Origin of the sequence: Colwellia sp. MB3u-41, from assembly GCF_014076845.1 — a bacterium.
In the GTDB taxonomy this organism is placed as follows: Bacteria; Pseudomonadota; Gammaproteobacteria; order Enterobacterales; family Alteromonadaceae; genus Colwellia_A.
On sequence record NZ_JACGUT010000077.1, the window covers coordinates 21,627 to 42,127 of the forward strand.

The 20,501-nt window shown below is 37.7% G+C and carries 9 protein-coding genes; all 9 read left to right on the forward strand.

The genetic code is table 11. The features are described 5' to 3' along the window. Positions 1-17: 17 nt before the first annotated feature. The 9 genes from H4J73_RS09370 (at position 18) to H4J73_RS09410 (ending at position 20,467) form a co-directional block, all read left to right on the forward strand. Positions 18-722 carry an ABC transporter ATP-binding protein gene (locus H4J73_RS09370; protein WP_182223448.1) on the forward strand — a complete coding sequence of 235 codons (705 nt, stop codon included), beginning with the start codon at positions 18-20 and terminating at the stop codon, positions 720-722. Between the two features lie 192 nt (positions 723-914). After that, positions 915-3,329, forward strand: a complete 2,415-nt coding sequence (locus H4J73_RS09375) for an ABC transporter permease (RefSeq protein ID WP_182223449.1) — start codon at positions 915-917, stop codon at positions 3,327-3,329. Then, positions 3,329-5,782, forward strand: a complete 2,454-nt coding sequence (locus tag H4J73_RS09380) for an ABC transporter permease (protein WP_182223450.1) — start codon at positions 3,329-3,331, stop codon at positions 5,780-5,782. Before H4J73_RS09375 ends, H4J73_RS09380 begins: the two co-directional genes overlap by 1 nt. Beyond that, a complete protein-coding gene (locus tag H4J73_RS09385) occupies positions 5,782-8,241 on the forward strand; it encodes an ABC transporter permease (RefSeq protein WP_182180334.1) in 2,460 nt (819 codons plus the stop codon). Before H4J73_RS09380 ends, H4J73_RS09385 begins: the two co-directional genes overlap by 1 nt. Further along, a complete protein-coding gene (locus tag H4J73_RS09390) occupies positions 8,241-10,712 on the forward strand; it encodes an ABC transporter permease (protein ID WP_182180336.1) in 2,472 nt (823 codons plus the stop codon). The genes H4J73_RS09385 and H4J73_RS09390 overlap by 1 nt, the downstream gene beginning before the upstream one ends. After that, positions 10,712-13,135 carry an ABC transporter permease gene (locus H4J73_RS09395; protein WP_182180338.1) on the forward strand — a complete coding sequence of 808 codons (2,424 nt, stop codon included), beginning with the start codon at positions 10,712-10,714 and terminating at the stop codon, positions 13,133-13,135. Before H4J73_RS09390 ends, H4J73_RS09395 begins: the two co-directional genes overlap by 1 nt. Continuing rightward, the gene (locus tag H4J73_RS09400; protein WP_182180340.1) at positions 13,135-15,573 is read left to right on the forward strand and encodes an ABC transporter permease; all 2,439 of its coding nucleotides are present in this window, start codon (positions 13,135-13,137) and stop codon (positions 15,571-15,573) included. The genes H4J73_RS09395 and H4J73_RS09400 overlap by 1 nt, the downstream gene beginning before the upstream one ends. Then, entirely contained in the window at positions 15,573-18,020 is a 2,448-nt protein-coding gene (locus tag H4J73_RS09405) for an ABC transporter permease (RefSeq protein WP_182180342.1), read from the forward strand. The genes H4J73_RS09400 and H4J73_RS09405 overlap by 1 nt, the downstream gene beginning before the upstream one ends. Next, positions 18,017-20,467, forward strand: coding sequence for an ABC transporter permease (locus H4J73_RS09410; RefSeq protein WP_182180344.1), 2,451 nt, complete (start codon positions 18,017-18,019; stop codon positions 20,465-20,467). The genes H4J73_RS09405 and H4J73_RS09410 overlap by 4 nt, the downstream gene beginning before the upstream one ends. Positions 20,468-20,501: the final 34 nt, after the last annotated feature.

The window sequence follows — 20,501 nt, forward strand, 5'->3', positions numbered from 1 at the left end:
TACAAAAGGATAGGTACATGAGCACAGCCATTTTATTATTAAAAAATATCGGTAAAATTTTTGAAACCGAAGAACTTGAAACACATGCTTTGAAATCAATTAACTTAACCGTTAATAAAGGAGACTACGTTTCAATATCTGGTCCTTCTGGCTGTGGTAAATCAACACTTTTATCAATTATGGGCTTACTTGATGTAAGTAGCAGTGGTGAGTATTTCATTGAAGGTGTCAATGTTACTGACCTATCGCTGGATCAAGCTGCAGAAGTTAGAAATGCAAAGATTGGTTTTATATTTCAATCGTTTAATTTAATAGACGAGCTTTCAGTTTTCGACAACGTGGCTTTGCCACTGCGCTACCATGCCGACAAGCCTAATAACGCGACAATCAAAAAACGTGTTATAGAATGTTTAGAAAAAGTAGGCCTGTCACACCGTATTAGTCACAAACCAAACCAACTTTCTGGCGGTCAACAACAACGTGTTGCTATTGCTCGTGCCCTAGTCGCAAACCCTGCCGTCTTATTAGTCGATGAACCTACGGGTAACCTTGATTCAAAAAGTGCTGACCAAGTTATGGATGTACTCGACCAATTAAATAAAGCGGGTACAACTATTTGTATGGTAACGCATGATCCGCGCTATGCAGATATGGCGCGTACTAAAGTGCAACTTCTTGATGGTGCTATTCTACAAGCACCGGTAGCAAAAATGGTCGGGTAAATCGGCTAACTCAATAAGTACTTTGTACCGTCATACTGAATTTATTTCAGTATCTAAAGTTGTTGAAAAGTTTAAAAACCAGATCCTGAAACACAGGTTTATGTTCCAGACTAAACCTAAGTAACTACATACGTGTAGGCAAGTTCAGGGTGACGGCAGATATTACATTATGATCAACGGAAAACTTAACAAATGAACTTATTCTGCTATCAACTTAAACAAGCGTATTTAAGCTTAAAGCAAAAACCTATTTTTGTACTCAGTGTAGTTTCTACCATGGGCGTAACACTAGGTGCTTTATTATGTGTGCTGACATTAGCGTATGTCATGTTAATAAAACCCTTACCGTACCCTGACCAAGAACGTTTATATAATGTTGAACATCAATTAATCAGTAATGAAAATGCTATTGATGGCCGTGCTTTTACCTACCCTAATTTAATGCATTTATATAACCAGCAATCGTTATTTGAGCAAAGTGTTTTAATGTATGTTGATGGTGGGGTAATTACGTCATTGCCAAGCGAGCCCATGGTGGCAATATCATTTATAACGCCGCAATGGTTTTCATTGTTCTCTGCAAAAATGGCGATAGGCAGAGGGTTTGAAGAAAGTGAAAAAGTGAACAGTTATAACCCCGTTGCCGTTTTAACTTATGAAACATGGCAAAATAAGTTTAATGGTGACATTAATGTGCTTGAAAAAAGCCTGACGTTAAGCGGAAATAACTACCGAATTATTGGTGTACTCGCAGAAAATAACATTGAAGCGCCACTCGCCGGCGCTGGTTTTAAAACAGAGTTATACCTTCCATGGGATTATAATTCGGTAAGCGAACGAGAACGAAAACGTTGGGGAAATGATGATAGCGGTTTGATATATGTTGGTAAGCTGAATAAGCAATATGCGGAATATTCCAAGCCACAAATTGATCAAATACTAACAAAGGTCGTCAATGAGAATTGGCAAAGTAAGGTATCGGGTCATGATTTTTTTAAAAATTGGTCGATCGTACTCGAAACACAAACATTAAAATCTTTTATTGTGAGCGATGGTGAACGCAGTGTTTACTTATTATTGATTGGATCATTAGGTTTACTGTTTATCGCTTGTGCTAACATCGCCAATTTATTTGTTTCACGAACAGTAGAACGTCAACAACAACTTGCTATTTCTGCTGCCGTAGGTGCTTCTAAAGCACAATTGTTTCGCAATATTTTAGCTGAAACAGGGCTGTTAATGTTTGCTGCTATTTTACTCGCACAGGTCGTTATTTTTGTTGGCTTTAGCGTATTACAATATTACCTTGGTGATTTTCTACCACGCATTGATGAACTTGAACTGAGTGCATTTTCATTTTCAGTTTCTATTTTACTCTTAATATTGTTAACACTTACCTTCTCACATTTATGTTTGAAAATGATTAACTATCATGCGCTTAACGCTACTTTGCAATCAGGTGGCAAAGGCATTGGTATTCAAGTGTCAAAGCGTGTGCGAAACATCTTAATTAGCAGTCAAATAGCGACAGCAACCGCCTTAGTCTTTATTAATGTCGTTTTGTATAAAGACGCCAGTGAATTAGTAAACCAACCTTTGGGTTATCAAACAAATAACATTACCTCGGTCGTATTGGCATTACCCAATGTTGAAAGCGAGATAAAAGCACAAAAACTCACCGCCCTTAAAGCTGAGTTATTAGCTCATCCGAAAATAAAAAAGGTAAGCCAAGCGATGCGACCTACAGGCTTTGGTACTTTGGCATTAACGGCTTCGGAAACAGACAATCGTTATACTGTGCTAGGGAAAGATATTGATGATCAATACTTTAGCATGCTCAAACAAGCGATTATTGAAGGTGACAACTTTAGTGCGGCAGATATTAAAGACAACAGAAGCGTGATGATTGTTAATGATATTTTTGCCAGAAAATTAGCACCAAATGGCAGTGCAATTGGCTTTAAATTTAAAAATGGTGTTGAAGTCATTGGTGTTGTAAAAAGTATTAATATGCCTGGCATCCAAAGAATAGATGCTCGTTTCTATTACCCCGCAAGTTTGGCAAGAAACATGTTGCTAATAGATCAGCATCAAGGGCAAATATTTAATCGTGATGAAATGATTGAGGTCATGAAGAGCGTTGATAAAAAATTAAGTTTATTCACTTTCACATCACTCAATGAATATAAAGACCGTCGATTATTTTCTTCAGTAACAACAGCCGTTACGACACTGGTATTGGCTATTTTAACGTTATTACTCTCGGGTTTAGGTCTGTACGGTATTCTTAATTATTCTAGCCAAATGCGTCGTTTTGAAATTGGCACTCGCATGGCTATTGGTGCAAAAGGTAAAGACATTGTTAGCTTAGTCTTTAAAGATAATGCTGGCGCATTAGGCATTGGTTTAGCGGTAAGCTTTATAGTATTACTTGTTTTGTATCTTGGTTTTAGTGACAGTTTAAGTGCTTATGTCAACGTAGAGCTTCTTCCTTTATTTATTCTCACACTGGGAGCAATATCGCTGCTTTCAGCTCTTGCTTGTTATGTGCCATTACGCCCGTTTATTAAAAATCCTGTTATTCATGCCTTAAAGGTGAGTGAATAATGCACCTGTTTGCCTATCAATTAAAACAAGCGTTTCTTAGTCTTAAACAAAAGCCGGGCTTTGTTTTTAGTATTGTTTCAACAATGGGTATAACGTTAGGTGCTTTGTTATGTGTGTTAACACTAGCCTATTTATTGTTGATTGAGCCATTGCCATACCCTGAGCAAGATCGACTTTTTGTTGCTGAGCATAAGGTTCTTGGCGATAAAAAAGAGACCAAAACAGTTGCTTATAGTTATGCTGGCTTGGTGCATTTATACCAGAGTAAAGCCGCATTTGAACAAGCGGCCATCATGTATTATGACCAAGATGTGATCCTTTCTCACCTTAACCAACCACTGGTTAATACCACTTATACCACGCCGGAGTTACATCAACTGTTAGCGTCGACTATGGCAACAGGTCAAATGTTTACGGCTAGCGAAGCTCTGGATACCAATAATCCAGTAGCTATGCTCAGTTATAATACTTGGCAGCAAAAATATGATGGCAGTGCGGATATTCTTGAACAAAAAATCAATATCAGGGGTGTTAGTTATCGCATTGTTGGTGTATTGGCAGAAGGTTTTGTTGAACCTGAATTGGCTGAAATTGGGCGTGAAACGCAAGTTTGGCTGCCATGGGATTATAATCAGACTGACCAAGTAAGCAGAAAAAGTTTTTTGAGCATAAAAGGTAACTTTAAATTTCTTGGTCAATTGAAAAAAGGGCTTAGCAAAAGCCAAGCACAACAACTTTTAACCCCTTTAGTGAGTAAACGCTGGCAAGAAGGTGTTGCTGATATGGAATTCTTCAAAGCTTGGTCAATCGAAATGCGAGTCCGCTCAGTGAAGGACGTTATGCTCGGGGAGAGTGAGTCTATTGCGGTAATGCTGTTAGCGGGTGTGATTGGTTTAGTATTGATTGCCTGCGCAAATATCTCTAATTTGTTTCTCGCACGTACTGCAGAAAAGCAACGTCAAATGGCGATTCAAGCAGCGATTGGTGCCACTAAGAAACAGTTATTTAAAGCGATGTTGGCTGAAACCAGTTTACTGATGTTGATGTCGATCATACTCGCCTTGATACTTGCCAAGGGCGGGTTTTATCTTATGCAGCAATATTTGGGTGCGGTATTACCGCGAGTAAACGAGTTATCGCTTAATCGGATAACTCTTAGCTGTGCGGCGCTAACAACCATTATTCTTGCATTATTTTTTGCTAAATTAAGTACGCGTATTATCAATTATCGTGAGCTCAATGCTAGCTTACAAAGTAGTGGTAAGGGCAGTGGTTTACGGGTATCAACAAAGACACGCCAAGTATTAATCGCCAGTCAGGTGGCATTAGCGACGCTATTAGTATTTGCCAACTTTAGCTTACTTAAAGATGCCGTTAAAACCATTAATACCCCGATAGGTTTTACCACTAATAATATCTCAACGTTAACGTTAAACTTCTCTTCAACCCCATTATCTAGTGAGGAAGAGGTCATAGCCATTATGGCTGAGATCATAGAAAAGCTTAAAACCTTACCACAGGTGGAAGCCATTGCGCATGGGAGTTCACCTTTAGATGGCTTTGGTATTAAATTGCTAACCAAACTTGATGATAATGAAGGGCATTCACCGTATTTAAAAAGAATTGATCATAGATATTTTAAACTAATTGAACAACCGCTATTACAAGGTGAAAATTTTACCAAGCTAGATAGCCGAGATAACAACTATTCGATGATTGTTAACCAAGCGTTTGCTAAGCAGTTAACACCTGACGGTGATGTCGTAGGTATGCGACTAGTATCGATAAATGAGCCTGAATTTAAAATAATAGGTATTGTTAAAGATATTGCTATTCCTGGCGATACTCCGTTTGGCAGCGATGATGTAGCTGCGCCTATACCAAGGGCCTATGTGCCCGATAATCTAGACGACAACAATTTTATACTTAAAATAAAGGCTGGCCAGTCTATTAGTCGCCAACAACTGGGTAAATTGTTAGCCGAAGTTGACGCTAGATATTCTGTATTTAGCTTCAAATCAGCAAATGACATGCTTACTCAAAGCCTGTTTACTCAAATTACAACCGCGGTGACAACGACAGTTTTAACGTTAATCACTTTTTTCCTCGCGGGCATTGGCCTCTATGGCATTTTAAGTTACAGCACCCAAATGCGCCGTTTTGAGATTGGAACACGTATGGCAATAGGCGCTAAACGTGGTGACTTAATATTACTGATTATAAAAGACAATGCGAAACCGATTATTAGCGGTTTATTGCTTAGCTTGGTTATTTTATTGAGTGTGTATTTCTTTTTTAGTGTTGATCTTTCAACCTATATCACCCTGCAATTAGCGCCACTGTTTGTCGCGACACTCCTATTAATTTCTACTCTTTCGTTATTGGCTTGTTATTTACCCTTAAGACGATTTATTAATTCTCCTGCGATAAGCAACTTACAAGGAAGTGAATAATGAACTTATTTACCTATCAACTAAAACAAGCTTTTTTAAGCCTTAAGAAAAAACCGGGTTTTGTTTTTAGTGTTGTTTCTACCATGGGCATTACCTTAGGCGCATTGCTGTGTGTTTTAACGCTAGCCTATTTATTGTTGATTGAGCCATTGCCTTACCCAGAACAAGACCGTTTATTTGTTGCAGAGCATCAAATTGTTGGCGAAGAAAAGGAAGATCAAGGTAAATCTTTTAGTTATCCAGGGTTAGTGGATTTATACAAAAGTAAAGCAGCATTTGAGCAAGCAGCAATGATGACTTACGGTCAAGGTGTGATTATTTCTCATAATAGTCAACCGCTTGTTAATACCGCCTATGTTACATCTGAATTACATCAGGTTTTAGCTTCACCAATGGCGTTGGGTCGTATGTTTGAGTCCAGCGAAGCGATCAATACCAATAACCCTGTCGCTATGCTGAGTTATCACACTTGGCAGCATAATTTTAATGGTAGCGCTGATATCCTTGAGCAAAAAATTAACCTGAGTGGTGTGAGTTATCGCATTGTAGGAGTGTTGGCTAAGCATTTTGTTGAACCAGCATTGTCTGAAATTGGACGAGAAACGCAAGTTTGGTTGCCATGGGACTATAACCAAGAAGGGGAATGGCGCAGACAAAATTTTGGTGAAGTAAGTGATAACCTGATGTTCATTGGTTTATTGAAAATAGGCGTTAATTCTCTTCAGGCACAACAACTTTTAACACCTTTAGTGAACGAACGTTGGCAGGAAGGTGTTGCTGATGATGACTTTTTTAAGGGTTGGTCAGTCGACATACGGGTACGTCCGGTTAAAGACGTTATGCTCGGACAGAGCGAATCTATTGCGGTAATCTTGTTAGCGGGTGTCATTTTTTTAGTCTTAATTGCTTGTGCCAATATATCTAACTTGTTTATGTCGCGTACCGTAGAAAAACAACGTCAAATGGCCATTAATGCCGCAATTGGCGCCACTCAAAAACATTTATTTAAAGCGATGCTGGCTGAAACCAGTTTGCTGATGTTTATGTCTATTATCCTCGCATTAGTGATTGCCAAGAGTGGGTTTTATCTTATGCAGCAATATCTGGAGACGATTTTACCTAGAGTTAATGAGCTAACACTTAATCCAATAACCTTTGGTTGTGCGGCATTGATCACGCTTATTTTCGCGTTGTTTTTCGCTAAATTAAGTACGCGTATGATCAATTATCATGCGCTAAATTCTACGTTACAAAGCAGTGGTAAAGGCAGTGGTTTACAAGTATCTAAAAAGACTCGTCAGGTATTAATAGCCAGCCAAGTAGCCTTAGCGACGGTATTGGTCTTTGCCAACTTTGGTTTGCTTAAAGGTGCAGTAAAGAGCATTAATGCACCAATAGGTTTTGTCACTGAGAATATATCGACCTTAACCCTGAATTTTTCATCAACAGATTTTCCTAGCCATGCAGAATCGGTGCAGATTATGGCCGAAATAATGGAAAAGCTGTCCGCATTGCCTCAGGTGGAATCTATTGCTCAAGGAAGTTCACCACTTAGTGGTTTTTATGTTAGAGCGTTAATCAATATTGATAATAATGAAAGGTCTACACCGTATTCCAAGGGTGTTGATCATCGATACTTTAGTTTGATAGAGCAGCAAGTATTGCAAGGAGATAATTTTACAAATGTGGGGCGCCGAGATGGAGCCAATGTCATCATTGTTAATCAAACATTTGCTAAGCAATTAAAAGCTAACGGCGATGTGCTGGGCATGCAGCTCTCAACGGGATCGCCTGACCCCTTAAAAATAATAGGTATAGTTAAAGATATTACTATTGCTAGTGATAGTTACACGGGTTTTGACAATACTTTTTTAAGCTCAGGTGTACCAAGAGTCTATTTACCCAATGGACTGGGTGGTCGTTCTTTTATGCTTAAGCTTAAATCCGGTCAGTCAGTTAGTCGTCAACAACTGGGTAAATTATTAGCTGAAGTCGACACAAGGTATTCTGTCTTTAGTTTCAATTCAGCCAATGATCTTCTTACTAAAAGCTTGTTTACTGAAATAACGACTGCAGTAACAACCGCAGCTTTAGCGTTCATCACCTTTTTTCTCGCGGGGATAGGTTTATATGGAATTTTAAGTTACAGCACCCAAATGCGCCGCCTTGAATTAGGTACTCGTATGGCCGTTGGTGCAAAGCGCCTTGACTTAATATTACTGATCATAAAAGACAACGTGAAGCCTATTATTGCAGGTGTATTGTTTAGTTTGGTTATTTTATTGAGTGTGTATTTCTTTTTTAGTGTTGAGCTTTCGACTTATATCACCCTGCAATTAGCGCCACTGTTTGTCGCGACACTCTTATTAATTTCTACTCTTTCGTTATTGGCTTGTTATTTACCTTTAAGACGATTTATTAATTCACCTGCGATAAGCAACTTACAAGGAAGTGAATAATGAATCTATTTAGCTATCAATTAAAACAAGCATTTTTAAGCCTTAAGAAAAAACCAGGCTTTGTGCTTAGCGTTGTTTCCACCATGGGCATTACGTTAGGTGCATTGTTGTGTGTGTTAACGCTGGCGTACGTGATGCTAATAAAGCCGTTGCCGTATCCAGAGCAAGAAAAACTCTATGTCGCATCACATGAGCATCTCGACGAAAAAGGGGCGTTAATGTTTGAGGCTTTTCCTTATCCAGCTTTAATGGCGCTTTATAAAGAACAAAGTGTTTTTTCGCAAATGGCTTTAGTGGCTTATACAAAAGGTGTTTTACTGAGTCAAAATGATTTACCTATGATGGAAGCTACTTTTGTTTCACCGCAGTGGTTTAGCCTAACAGATATGCCATTGACGTTGGGGAGGGCATTTCAGGAAACAGAAAAAGTTGAACAATATAATCCTGTGGCAATTATTAGTCATGAAACATGGGTAAATAATTTTTCTTCGGATATGAGTATTCTCGGTAAAAAAATTGATTTCGATAACGTTTCTTATCAAATCATAGGCGTTGCAGGAGAAGATTATATTGAGCCACAAGTCTATTCATATCAACGTGGTGTTAGTAAATATAGAAAAACACAATTATGGCTACCTTGGGACTTTAATATCACCGATGTCGCCGAACGTAAAATTTGGTGGCAAGTTAGTAATGGATTTATTATTGGTAAGCTTTCTGATGAATTCACTGCTCCTCAGGCAGATAGTAGCCTGACCCCCTTGATTAATGAAAAATGGTTGGCAGCAACAGTGGGTGACAAGCGCTTTAAAGATAAAACGAAAAGAATAGTCTTGCATGACTTCAAGAAAGTGATCATAGGAGATAACAGAGAGTCAGTTTATTTTCTTTTGGCAGGTATTATCGGGTTAGTGATTATTGCTTTTACCAATATTGCTAATTTAATGACGTCAAGAGCCTTTATGCAACAGCGAAATATGGCTATACAAGCAGCAATTGGTGCCAAGTCGTCTGCGTTATTCAATGTCTTTTTTAGTGAAGCGATAATACTTGTTTTTCTATCACTTTTCATCGCTATAGCGATTACTTCTCTAGGATTTTCGTTAATCGAATCTAATTTAGGGGCTTCATTGTCACGGGCAAGTGAGATGTCTGTTAATGATTTTACGCTCACTACTTCAGTAATTATATTATTTGTTTTTGCTTGGGTTTTCGCAAAAATTTCGCTGAAAAGCGTGAACAATAAAACGCTTGCCGTTACTATAAATAGTAGTGGTAAAGGTATTGGCAGCCAACTGCCTAAACTACTTCGTCAACTGTTAATTATTTGCCAAGTAACGGTTGCCAGCGTACTGATTTTTATTAGCCTGAATTTATTTAAAATGGCGACAAATTCGATTAATACACCAAGCCATTTGAATATTGAAAATATCACATCTTTAACCTTAGCACCTACAAAAACAGTCGCGCTTAGTGAGGAAGAAGGGGTAGCTGAGTTGGCGTCAATTTATCAAGAATTAGCCTTGTTACCTCAAGTTAAAATGATAACTCACAGTGCATCACCATTTTCTTCTTATAGTCGATGGTGGCCTGGCTTAACGGTACAAGAAAGCAATGAAAAGCATAACATGGTTTACCGTATCATTGATGAGCAATATTTCCGATTATTAGAACAAACATTATTAGTGGGTAAAAATTTTACTATCGAAGATATTCGATCTCAGAATAATATCATGATCGTAAATGATACATTAGCGGCTAAATTAGCTGAAAAAGGTGACGTTATAGGCAAGAAAGTTTTCTTCAGGGAAGATCGAGTGTTTACCATCGTTGGCGTGGTCAAAGGTATGAAAGTCCCAGCTGAAAATGACATTGCAGAACGTGCATATATACCTCGATCATCTGTTTATGACCTGTTAGCAAGAGAAAAAAAATCAATACTTATAAAATTGAAGGTTGAACAAGAAATAACTAGACAGCAAGTGGTTGAAATTATTAAAAACGTTAGCTCTGCATATAGTGTCGACAAACTTGAAACGTTGGAAGACGTTCGCTATCAGCGCTTGTTTAATAAAATAGTTACCGCAATAGTTACTGCTGTAGTGGCGTTATTGAGTTTGATGCTTGCTGGTATTGGTATTTATGGCATTTTAAGTTATTCCATTCAAATACGCCGCTTTGAAATAGGTGCAAGGTTAGCTATTGGCGCTAAGCGAGCGAATATTATAACGTTGATTTTCAAAGATAATGCTGGCGGAATATTAATAGGCTTTGGCGTAAGTGCCTTATTATTACTCTGCTTATTTCTTAATTTTAATCACTATTTAAATCCTTACATTAGTTTGGAAATGCTGGCGTTGTTTATGCTGACACTTTCATTGATTTTAATTGTTTCTTTTCTAGCCTGCTACTTTCCTTTGCGTCAATACATCAACAAACCTGTGATCCACTCTTTGAAAGGAAGTGAATAATGAATTTATTTATTCACCATTCAAAACAAGCGTTTATTAGTCTCAAAAAAAAGCCCGGCTTTGTTTTTAGTGTTCTTTCAACAATGGGCATTACGTTAGGTGCTTTGTTGTGTGTGGTTACACTGGCGTACTTATTATTGTTGAAGCCGTTACCTTATTCAAATGAAGATAAGTTATATAAGGTTAATCACCAAACTTTCAATGCTAAAAACGAATTACAAAGTCGAAAATTTAACTCTCCGGGTTTACGTAACGTGTATTTAAAGCAAACAATTTTTGATCAAGCGGCTATCGCTTTTTATGGCGATGACATCAGTACATCGCTTGAGTATCAGCCGAAAATAACCACGACTTATGTTACCCCTGCTTGGTTCAGTTTATTAGATAGCCAATTCATCCATGGCAGAGGTTTTGAAAAAAGTGAAGAGCTAGAGACTTATCATCCAGTAGCGATTATTAGTTACGACACTTGGCTAAACGATTTCTCTCAGACAGCCGATATTCTTTCGAAAAAAATAACGTTCAGTGGTACGAGTTTCAAAATAATAGGGGTATTAACTGAGCAGTTTATTGAGCCCGATATATACGAGACAGGTAGGAAAACAGAGGTTTGGTTACCATGGGATTACAATATTCGTAATCACTTAAAAGATGAAATGTACTCTTTTCCTTGGTTCGTCTTTGTCGGGCAATTAAAAAATAATATTTCTGTTTTGCAGGCACAACAACAAATTACAACCTTAGTCGATGAGCATTGGCAACAGAATAGCGTAGGTATTGATTTTGTTAAAGGCTGGTACGTTGAAATGCACTTACAGTCGTTTAGGCAGGTAATACTTGGCGATACCCAAAATACGCTATGGTTGTTATTGGCCGGTATCCTTGGAATATTGGTGATTGCTAGTGGCAATATGACGAATTTATTTGTTTCCCGCACAGCTCAGCAGCAGCAACAATTGGCCGTACACGCAGCGATAGGCGCTAAAAAAACAGATTTGTTTAAAATGTTATTTGCTGAAACAAGCTTGCTGATGGGGTTTTCAACCATAGTGGCGTTAATGATTGCCATGGCAGGTTTCGAAATCATTCAACATAATGTCGCACAACATATCGCAAGAGTTAATGAATTATCACTGAATTATGTCACCTTGTTGGTAGCGGTAACCTCAGCCGTAATCCTGAGCTTATTTTTTGCGCGTACTAGTATTAGTATGGTCAATTATCATCAGTTAAATAAAAACTTACAGTCGGGCAGTAAAAATATCGGGGTACAGGTTTCTAACAAGTTAAGAACAATATTAATTGTTAGTCAATTGGCTATAGCATCAGCACTCATTTTTGTTAGCATTCTTTTATTTAGCAATGCGTCAGATGCCATTAATCAAGATCTAGGTTTTGAACTCAACAATATCAATGCATTGCATGTTATTTCTAATACCAAAGAAATTCCTTCAATAGAACAAGGTAATGCCACGATGGCGTTAATTAAAGCTGAGCTGAGTTTACACCCCCAAATTTCTGCTGTTAGTCGATCATTAAGCCCATTAAGTTTCAGTCATAGTCGGAGTGTATCGAATTCACTGACCAATGAGAATTATTCACCGTCAGTACAAGATGTTGATGAAAACTATTTTGATATGATAAATCAAACCATTATTGAAGGTGATAATTTCACTAAAGCAGACATTAAAAATCAAAGCGATTTTATTATCATTAATGATGTGTTTGCTAAAAAATTGGCTCCGTCAGGGTCAGCAATAGGTCTACATTTAATCACTTCGGGCAATGAAACTCTAACGGTGTCTGGCGTTGTTAAAAGTATTTTAATGCCGGGGGAATCAAGTATTGTTCCTCGTATCTATATGCCCAATCACCCTTATGGTGAAATGTTATTAATAAAATACCAAGTAGGTAAAAGCCTCTGCAGGGACCAAATTGCAGATCTTATAAATGAAATCGACTTAAATTATTCGGTATTTAATTATCGTGCACTAGAACAACTCAAAGATAAGCGCCTGTTTCGTGAAACAATCACCGTTTATACAACGGCAGTTCTGGCGTTACTGACATTATTTTTGGCAGGTATCGGCCTGTATGGCATTTTAAGTTATAGCACGCAAATGCGTCAGTTTGAAATAGGAACCCGCATGGCTGTGGGCGCTAAGCGTGCTGACTTAGTCAAACTTATTATTAAAGACAATGCCAGTGCAATATTATTGGGCGTATTGCTGAGTGTTGGCGTGTTGTCTCTATTAACCATTGGTTTTAGTGAACAGGTAAATCACTACATCACCTTACAGTTACTCCCAGTGTTTATGGTGACCTTAGCGATGATCAGCATGTTGTCGTTATTTGCCTGCTACTTTCCTTTGCGTCAATACATCAACAAACCTGTGATCCATGCTTTAAAGGGAAGCGAATAATGAACTTATTTATCTACCAATTGAAACAAGCGTTCTTAGGCTTAAAGAAAAAACCGGCTTTTGTCTTTAGTGTTGTTTCAACCATGGGAATTACCTTAGGTGCTTTGTTGTGCGTGGTTACACTTGCGTATGTGATGTTAATAAAGCCGCTACCATACCCTGAACAAGAGCGATTGTTTTTAGTCGAATCGACGGTCGTAGATAAAGATCAAAAGAAAATATTTAGCGCTTTTAATTATCGCTCATTAGTAAACTTGTATCGTAAACAAACCAGTTTCGAAAGTGCTGCTTTATTAGCATATGGAAAGAATGTGCTTGTTTCACAACCTTCACAACCGCAAGTAATAACCACTTATGTCACACCAGAAACATTTGAATTATTGAATATTCCCATGGTTATTGGCCGTTCATTTGGCATTGATGAACAGCTTGATAGTTATAACCCCGTGGCTATTTTAAGTTATGACACTTGGCAAAACGAGTTTGCTGGTAGTATTGATATTCTTGATGAAAAACTCGTTGTAGACAATGTAAGCTTTAGTATTATCGGTGTGGTGGCTGAGCGATTTGTCGAACCCAAAACTTATTATATAAAGCACCCGTTAACCGATGTTTGGTTCCCATGGGATTATAACTATATCAGTGCTGAACGCAGAAAAGAAACCGGTTCAATGTCACTTGATACTATGTTTTTAGGGCGAACAATTAAAGGTCTTTCTTCTTCACAAGTAGAGCAAACGATAACGCCATTAGTGAATTTACCATGGAAAGAAATGGTAAGTGAATTTGAATATTATTCATCGAAGAATATTCAAATGAAGTTAACCCCTTTGAAAGAAATACTCATTGGTGATTCAAACAATATTATTTTTATGTTAATTGCTGGCGTATTAGGTGTGTTATTGGTTGCAGTTACCAATATCGCTAATTTATTTATGGCGCGTGCGGCTGAACAAAAAGGGCTTTACAGTGTTCACGCTTCGCTTGGGGCAAGTAAAAGCACACTCTTTAAAACTATGCTAAGCGACGCTGCTTTGTTGATGTTTTCTTCATTACTGCTAGCTTTTGTTGTTGCGCTAGTGGGTTTTGAGCTACTTAGTAAGCATCTTTTAGAAATACTCCCTCGCGTTAACGAATTATCATTTAGCTACTTTTCATTTTGCCTCACCGGATTGATATTTTTTACCTTTACTTGGATTTTTGCCAAGCTATTAAGTAAAAGTATTGACCATGAAAATTTAAATACTCAACTTAAAAGCGGCATCAAAGGAGGCAGTAAGCAAGTATCTAAAGGTAAGCGTCAATTCCTTATTGTTAGCCAAATAGCGATAGCGACGCTGTTGGTTTTTATTAATCTCAATTTATTTATAGATACATGGAAAGTTATTAATAACCCGCTTAGCATAAATATCGAAAATACTATTCATGTTGAAATGTCGACAGACCCAACGACCACTTTAACAGATGAAGAAAAAATTCAGATAAATAAAAACATACAATCGGCTTTAGAAGTTTTACCGCAAGTTGAGCGAGTTAGTTTGGCAAATGGTTCACCTTTTATCGTTGGTCAAGGCATAAGGCAGGCAAGAGTTAAAGGCAGTGAGACTACCTACCCGGGCAGCAGTTTAAAAATAGATAATGATTATTTTGCTCTTTATCAGCACAAATTAATAGCAGGCGATTTTTTCAGTAAAAGCGATGTTCTCGATGAAAATAAAATTGCTATTGTTAACGAAGACTTTGCCAAAATAGTCGCGCCTACGGGTAGTGCAATTGGCAAAGAGTTAGAGTTTTTTGGTGAATACATTTACACCATAACAGGAGTGATTAAAGGCTTTAAGAAGCCTGGGGAAGTAGAAAACGAAAACCGGATATATTTTCCAGGGGTGAGTGCTCGTAGTCGCATAGTTATACGTTTAAAAGAGCAGGCCAAATTTTCAAGGCAAGAATTTGCATCATTTTTAAAAACGGTGACCAGTAAATACCGCGTACAGCTTTTTGAAACAGACCATAATAAAAAAAATGAAATGCTTTTTATTCACTACATGGTGTTAACAACGACTGGGTTTTTAGCGTTATTAACCTTTTTCTTAGCAGCTATCGGTCTTTATGGTGTTCTTAGTTATAGCACGCAAATGCGTCAGTTTGAAATTGGTACTCGATTAGCTGTGGGCGCTAAACGTGGCGACGTGATCAAACTGATTATTAAAGACAATGTGAGTGCAATATTATCAGGTGTGTTAGTTAGTATCGGTGCTTTGTTGTTATTAACAATTGGGTTTAGCGAACAAATAAGCCGCTACTTAACACTACAGTTATTACCTATTTTCATCGTTACATTAGCTTTGGTAAGTGTGTTATCACTCTTCGCCTGTTATATCCCTTTGCGTCAATACATCAATAAACCTGTGATCCATTCTCTAAAGGGAAGCGAATAATGAATCTATTTATCTACCAATTGAAACAAGTATTTCTAAGCCTCAAGAAAAAGCCAGGCTTTGTCGTTAGTGTTGTTTCAACCATGGGAATAACGTTAGGTGCTTTGTTGTGTGTGGTTACACTTGCGTATGTGATGTTACTTAAGCCGTTGCCATACCCTGAACAGGAACAATTGTTTGTCGTTGAAAGTAAAATAAAAGGGAGTGAGCGTGCGCCCAAAATTTCAATGTATCCATACCCAGCATTTATTGAATTATATAAAAAACAATCGGCTTTAAATAAAGTGGCGATGATCGCTTACGAAAATACCAATATTACCTCTCATGCCGAACAGCCAAGAATTAATAACGCTTTTATTAGCCCTGAATATTTTAGCTTACTTAATCCTCCTATAGCACTAGGACGAACTTTTGAAGCAAGCGAAGCATTGAACACGAACAACCCAGTTGCGGTTATTAGCTTTGCTACTTGGCAAACATTATATGACCAGAAAGTAGATGTGTTGGAAAAAAACTTAACCGTTAATGGAGTGAGCTTTCGTATTGTAGGCGTAAGTGCTGAGACATTTATAGAACCTAGCTTGTATCAAACAGGTGAAAAAACTCAAGTATGGTTGCCGTGGGATTTTAATCCTGTCTCTGAAATTAAACGTAAAGTATGGGGGAATTTCGCGCCGAATATGTTTTTATTAGGCAAGCTCGATAATACCTTAACGGCTAAACAAGCTGAAATGATATTAACACCACAATTAACGGAGCGCTGGCAACAAGAGTTAGTAGGTAATGCTCGCTTTAAAGAGATGACATTAAAAGTTGAGATGAAACCACTAATCAATGTGATTTCAGGAAACAATCACACCAATCTTATTTTGCTATTTTTAGCTGTTGTGGGATTACTCGTGATCACGGTTACCAATGTTAGTCATTTATTTGTCGCACGTAGTGCAGAACAACAACATCAAATGGCAATAAAAGCGTCATTGGGTATGAATCGTAAACAAGGTGCTATGCAAGTTTTTGTCGAAACGTCCTGCTTGATGATATTGGCATTCTTTGTTGCATTGGCTACTGCTAACATTGGTTTTTTTCTATTGAAAACTTATCTAGCAGAGTTATTTAATCGAATTGACGAGTTGTCAATCTCGCTGACGCCACTCTTTATTTTAGTGATCACAATGTTGTTAATTACACTAATTCTAACGAAGTTAACCCTTAAATATTTCAAGTTCACATCGTTAAATACCACGCTACAAAATAGCAATAAAGGTCAAGGAGTTAAAGTATCGACTTTTTTTCAGCAAGGCGTAATCATGAGCCAAATATTGGTGACCGTATTGATCATTTTTGCCAATATGGTTTTGTTTAAACAAGCATATGAAAGTGTTAATCATGAAACAGGTTTTGATATTGAGCAAATAGAACATTTAGTTTTAGCTTTTAATGGCTCGGGTCGCCCCAATGTTGCAGAGCAACAAGCGACATATAAACAAATAAAAGCGCAGTTATTGCAAATGCCGCAGGTGAGTTCAGTTAGTCTGGGAAATTCGCCTTTGTCTTCTTACAGCGTTAGAAAGTTCGGTTTAGGAAAAGACGCGCTAGAGTTTTCTATTGAGCAGAAAGAGATTGATCAACACTATTTTTCGATGATAAAGCAATCTTTGATCTCGGGTGATTACTTCACTAGCAGTGAACTTAATAACAATGACAATGTGGTTATTATTAATGAGAGCTTAGCAAAGCAGTTGAAACAGTTTGGTGAAGTTATCGGGCAACAAATAAAAGGATCTCGTGACGAACTATTGATAGTCAAAGGTATTGTTGCTGATATTCATTTACCCAATAGTGAACGGCCTGAAATGAACAATAATTTTCTACTTTATCGCCCAAGTAAACTAGGCCGAGGGACAGGCTTTATGGTGAAACTTAAAGCGGATCAAATATTACCGCGGGAGCAATTAGTAACAATAATTACAAGGGCTGACGCAAGGTACTCTATTTATGAATATCAAAGCCTCACTGAAAACTATCAACAACTACTGCTGAATAAAAAAATAACTTTGTTTACCACGGGTATTATTACTTTAGTGGTCATTATTCTGGCGGCATTAGGGGTGTTCGGTGTGCTTGATTTCAATACTCGAATTCGCCGCTTTGAAATAGGTACACGGTTGGCGATTGGCGCGAAAGGACAAGATATTATACAGCTAATTTTGAAAGATAATTCCAAGGGGATTTTTATTGGTGTAGGGCTTAGTATGATGATATTGCTTAGCGTATGGGGAGGCTTTGGCGAAAGTTTTCAACAGTATCTCAACTTGCAAATATTACCCTTGTTTATATTGACGTTAGCGCTTATTTCTCTTATTTCATTTATTGCCTGTTATTTACCTTTGCGACAATACATCAACAAACCTGTGATCCATGCTTTAAAGGGCAGTCAAGAATGAATTTATTTCTCTATCAATTAAAACAAGCATTTTTAAGCCTTAAGAAAAAACCAGGCTTTGTGCTTAGCGTTGTTTCCACCATGGGCATTACGTTAGGTGCATTGTTGTGTGTGTTAACGCTGGCGTATGTCATGTTGTTAAAACCATTACCGTACCCTGAACAAGATAAACTTTATTGGGTGGAACATGGTTTAGCTGACAATTTTGGTGAGCTACGTAACAGTAGTTTTAGTTACCCTGGTATGATTCACTTTTATGAAAAGCAAAACGTTTTTAGTGAATCAGCATTGCTTTGTTTTGGTGAAAGTTTATTAGCCTCTGATCCAGCACAACCACTTGTTAATACCACTTTTGTAACGCCTGAATTCTTTTCTTTAACGGCAACGCCTATTGCGCTGGGTCGAGCATTCGATAAAAGTGAAGGTAAAGACAGTAACAGTCCTGTTGCTTTAATCAGTTACGATATGTGGCAGTTAGCATACAACGGAAATCGTGACGTTTTAAACAAAAAAATAACCATTAATGACGTTAGTTTTAATATTATTGGTGTGGTTGCCGAACACTTTATTGAGCCTGAAATCTTTACTCCCGGTAGAAAAACACAATATTGGCTGCCATGGGATTATAATTTTAAAGCCAAAGACTACCAAGGCGCTTGGGGAAATGTGCTTTATGAATTGGCGTATGTCGGTAAGTTAAAAGAGGGCTATTCTCAGACTCAAGCAGAGCAAAAAATCAGTCCTTTTTTAAATGACTTGTGGCAAGAAAATGTTATCTCTATGGCTTTTTATAAAGATTGGACCGTAAGCTTAAAATTAAAATCTCTGAAATCGATTATCATTGGAGACAACGAACAACGAATGTACCTATTACTCGCTGCCGTATTAGGGTTATTAGTGATCGCCTTTGCTAATATCAGTAATTTATTTATTGCTCGTGCCATTGAACAAAAAAGATCATTGGCAATAAATGCCGCGGTTGGTGCGTCTAAACAACACATTTTCAAAAGTTTTTATGCTGAATCTATTGTATTGATGTTGGCTTCTTTAGCGCTAGCTTTAGTGATTACGTCTTTGGGTTTTGCTTTATTACAGTATTATCTCGCAGAATTTCTACCACGCGTTAATGAATTAGCCATTAATGCTTTTACCTTAAGTTCCGCCTTGTGTTGTTTGGTTATTTTAGTGTTAATTTTTTCTAAGCTCAGCAGTAATGTTATTAATTATCGAGCGTTAAATAGTAGTTTGCAAAGTAGTGGTAAAGGCTCAGGGGTGCAAGTATCTAAAAAAGTACGTCAAGCACTGATCATTAGCCAAGTAGCGGTTACCACCTTATTAGTTTTTGCAAACTTAAGTTTGTTCAATCAGTCAACGTCAATCATTAACACTCCAATGAAATACAATGTGGAGCAGGTTTATACGTTAGATCTCTCTCGATCTAGCTTATTAAAATGGAACAGTGATGAAGTTTTGTCACTGCTTAAGGAAATCGAAAACGCCTTATTACAATTACCTGAAGTCAGCGAAGTGAGTCAATCTAATTCCCCGATGAACTCAAATACCGCCAATTTTACTTTATTAGGTCAGGAGACAATCTTCAGCGCGGAGCTTCAAGATGAATCGGGTTATAATTCTTTTCATCTTCTCGAACAGCCTTTATTAGCTGGCGATTGGTTTAGTGAAGAAGATATTATAATGGGTCGTAAAGTTTTTGTTGTTAACGATGTTTTTGCTAAACAATTAGCGGCTAACGGCAATGCAGTTGGCATGAAAATATCGATGGAAAACGAAATTGACCGAGAAAATAACGCCGTTATGCGAACGATTGTTGGGGTAGTTGCTGGCGTTAATCTGCCTAATAAAGCCGTTGCACCGGCACAAGCTTACTGGCCAATATGGAAAGGGTCTGATAACTTTTTAATTAAAGTAAAACCACAACAAAACCTGAGTCGCGAGCAAGTTGTTAATACCGTAAAATTGGTAACCCATAAGTTTACCTTATCGAGCCTTGAACGATTATCTGACGTTCAAGCCAATATGCTGTTTACCCAGTACACCACCGCCATTACCAGTGGCGTGTTAGCGATATTTACCTTTTTATTAGCCGCCATTGGCTTATATGGAATTTTAAGTTACAGCACGCAAATTAGACGTTTTGAAATCGCCACACGACTGGCCATTGGGGCTAAAAAGCATGATATTGTTAAATTGATATTCTTCGATAACATCAAGGCATTGTTTTTTGGTATTTTGGTGAGTGGTTTGTTACTGGTTACGTTATATTTAAACTTTAGTGAGTTGCTCATAAACTACCTTTCAATGGCTTCAATACCACCACTTATTCTGACCTTAGCGTTGATTTCATTGACGGCATTTTTTGCCTGTTACTTTCCTTTGCGGCAGTACATTAACAAGCCCGTTATTGATTCACTGAAGAATAGCGAGTGATAAAGATCTTACAAGTATTATCTACTAATTCCTT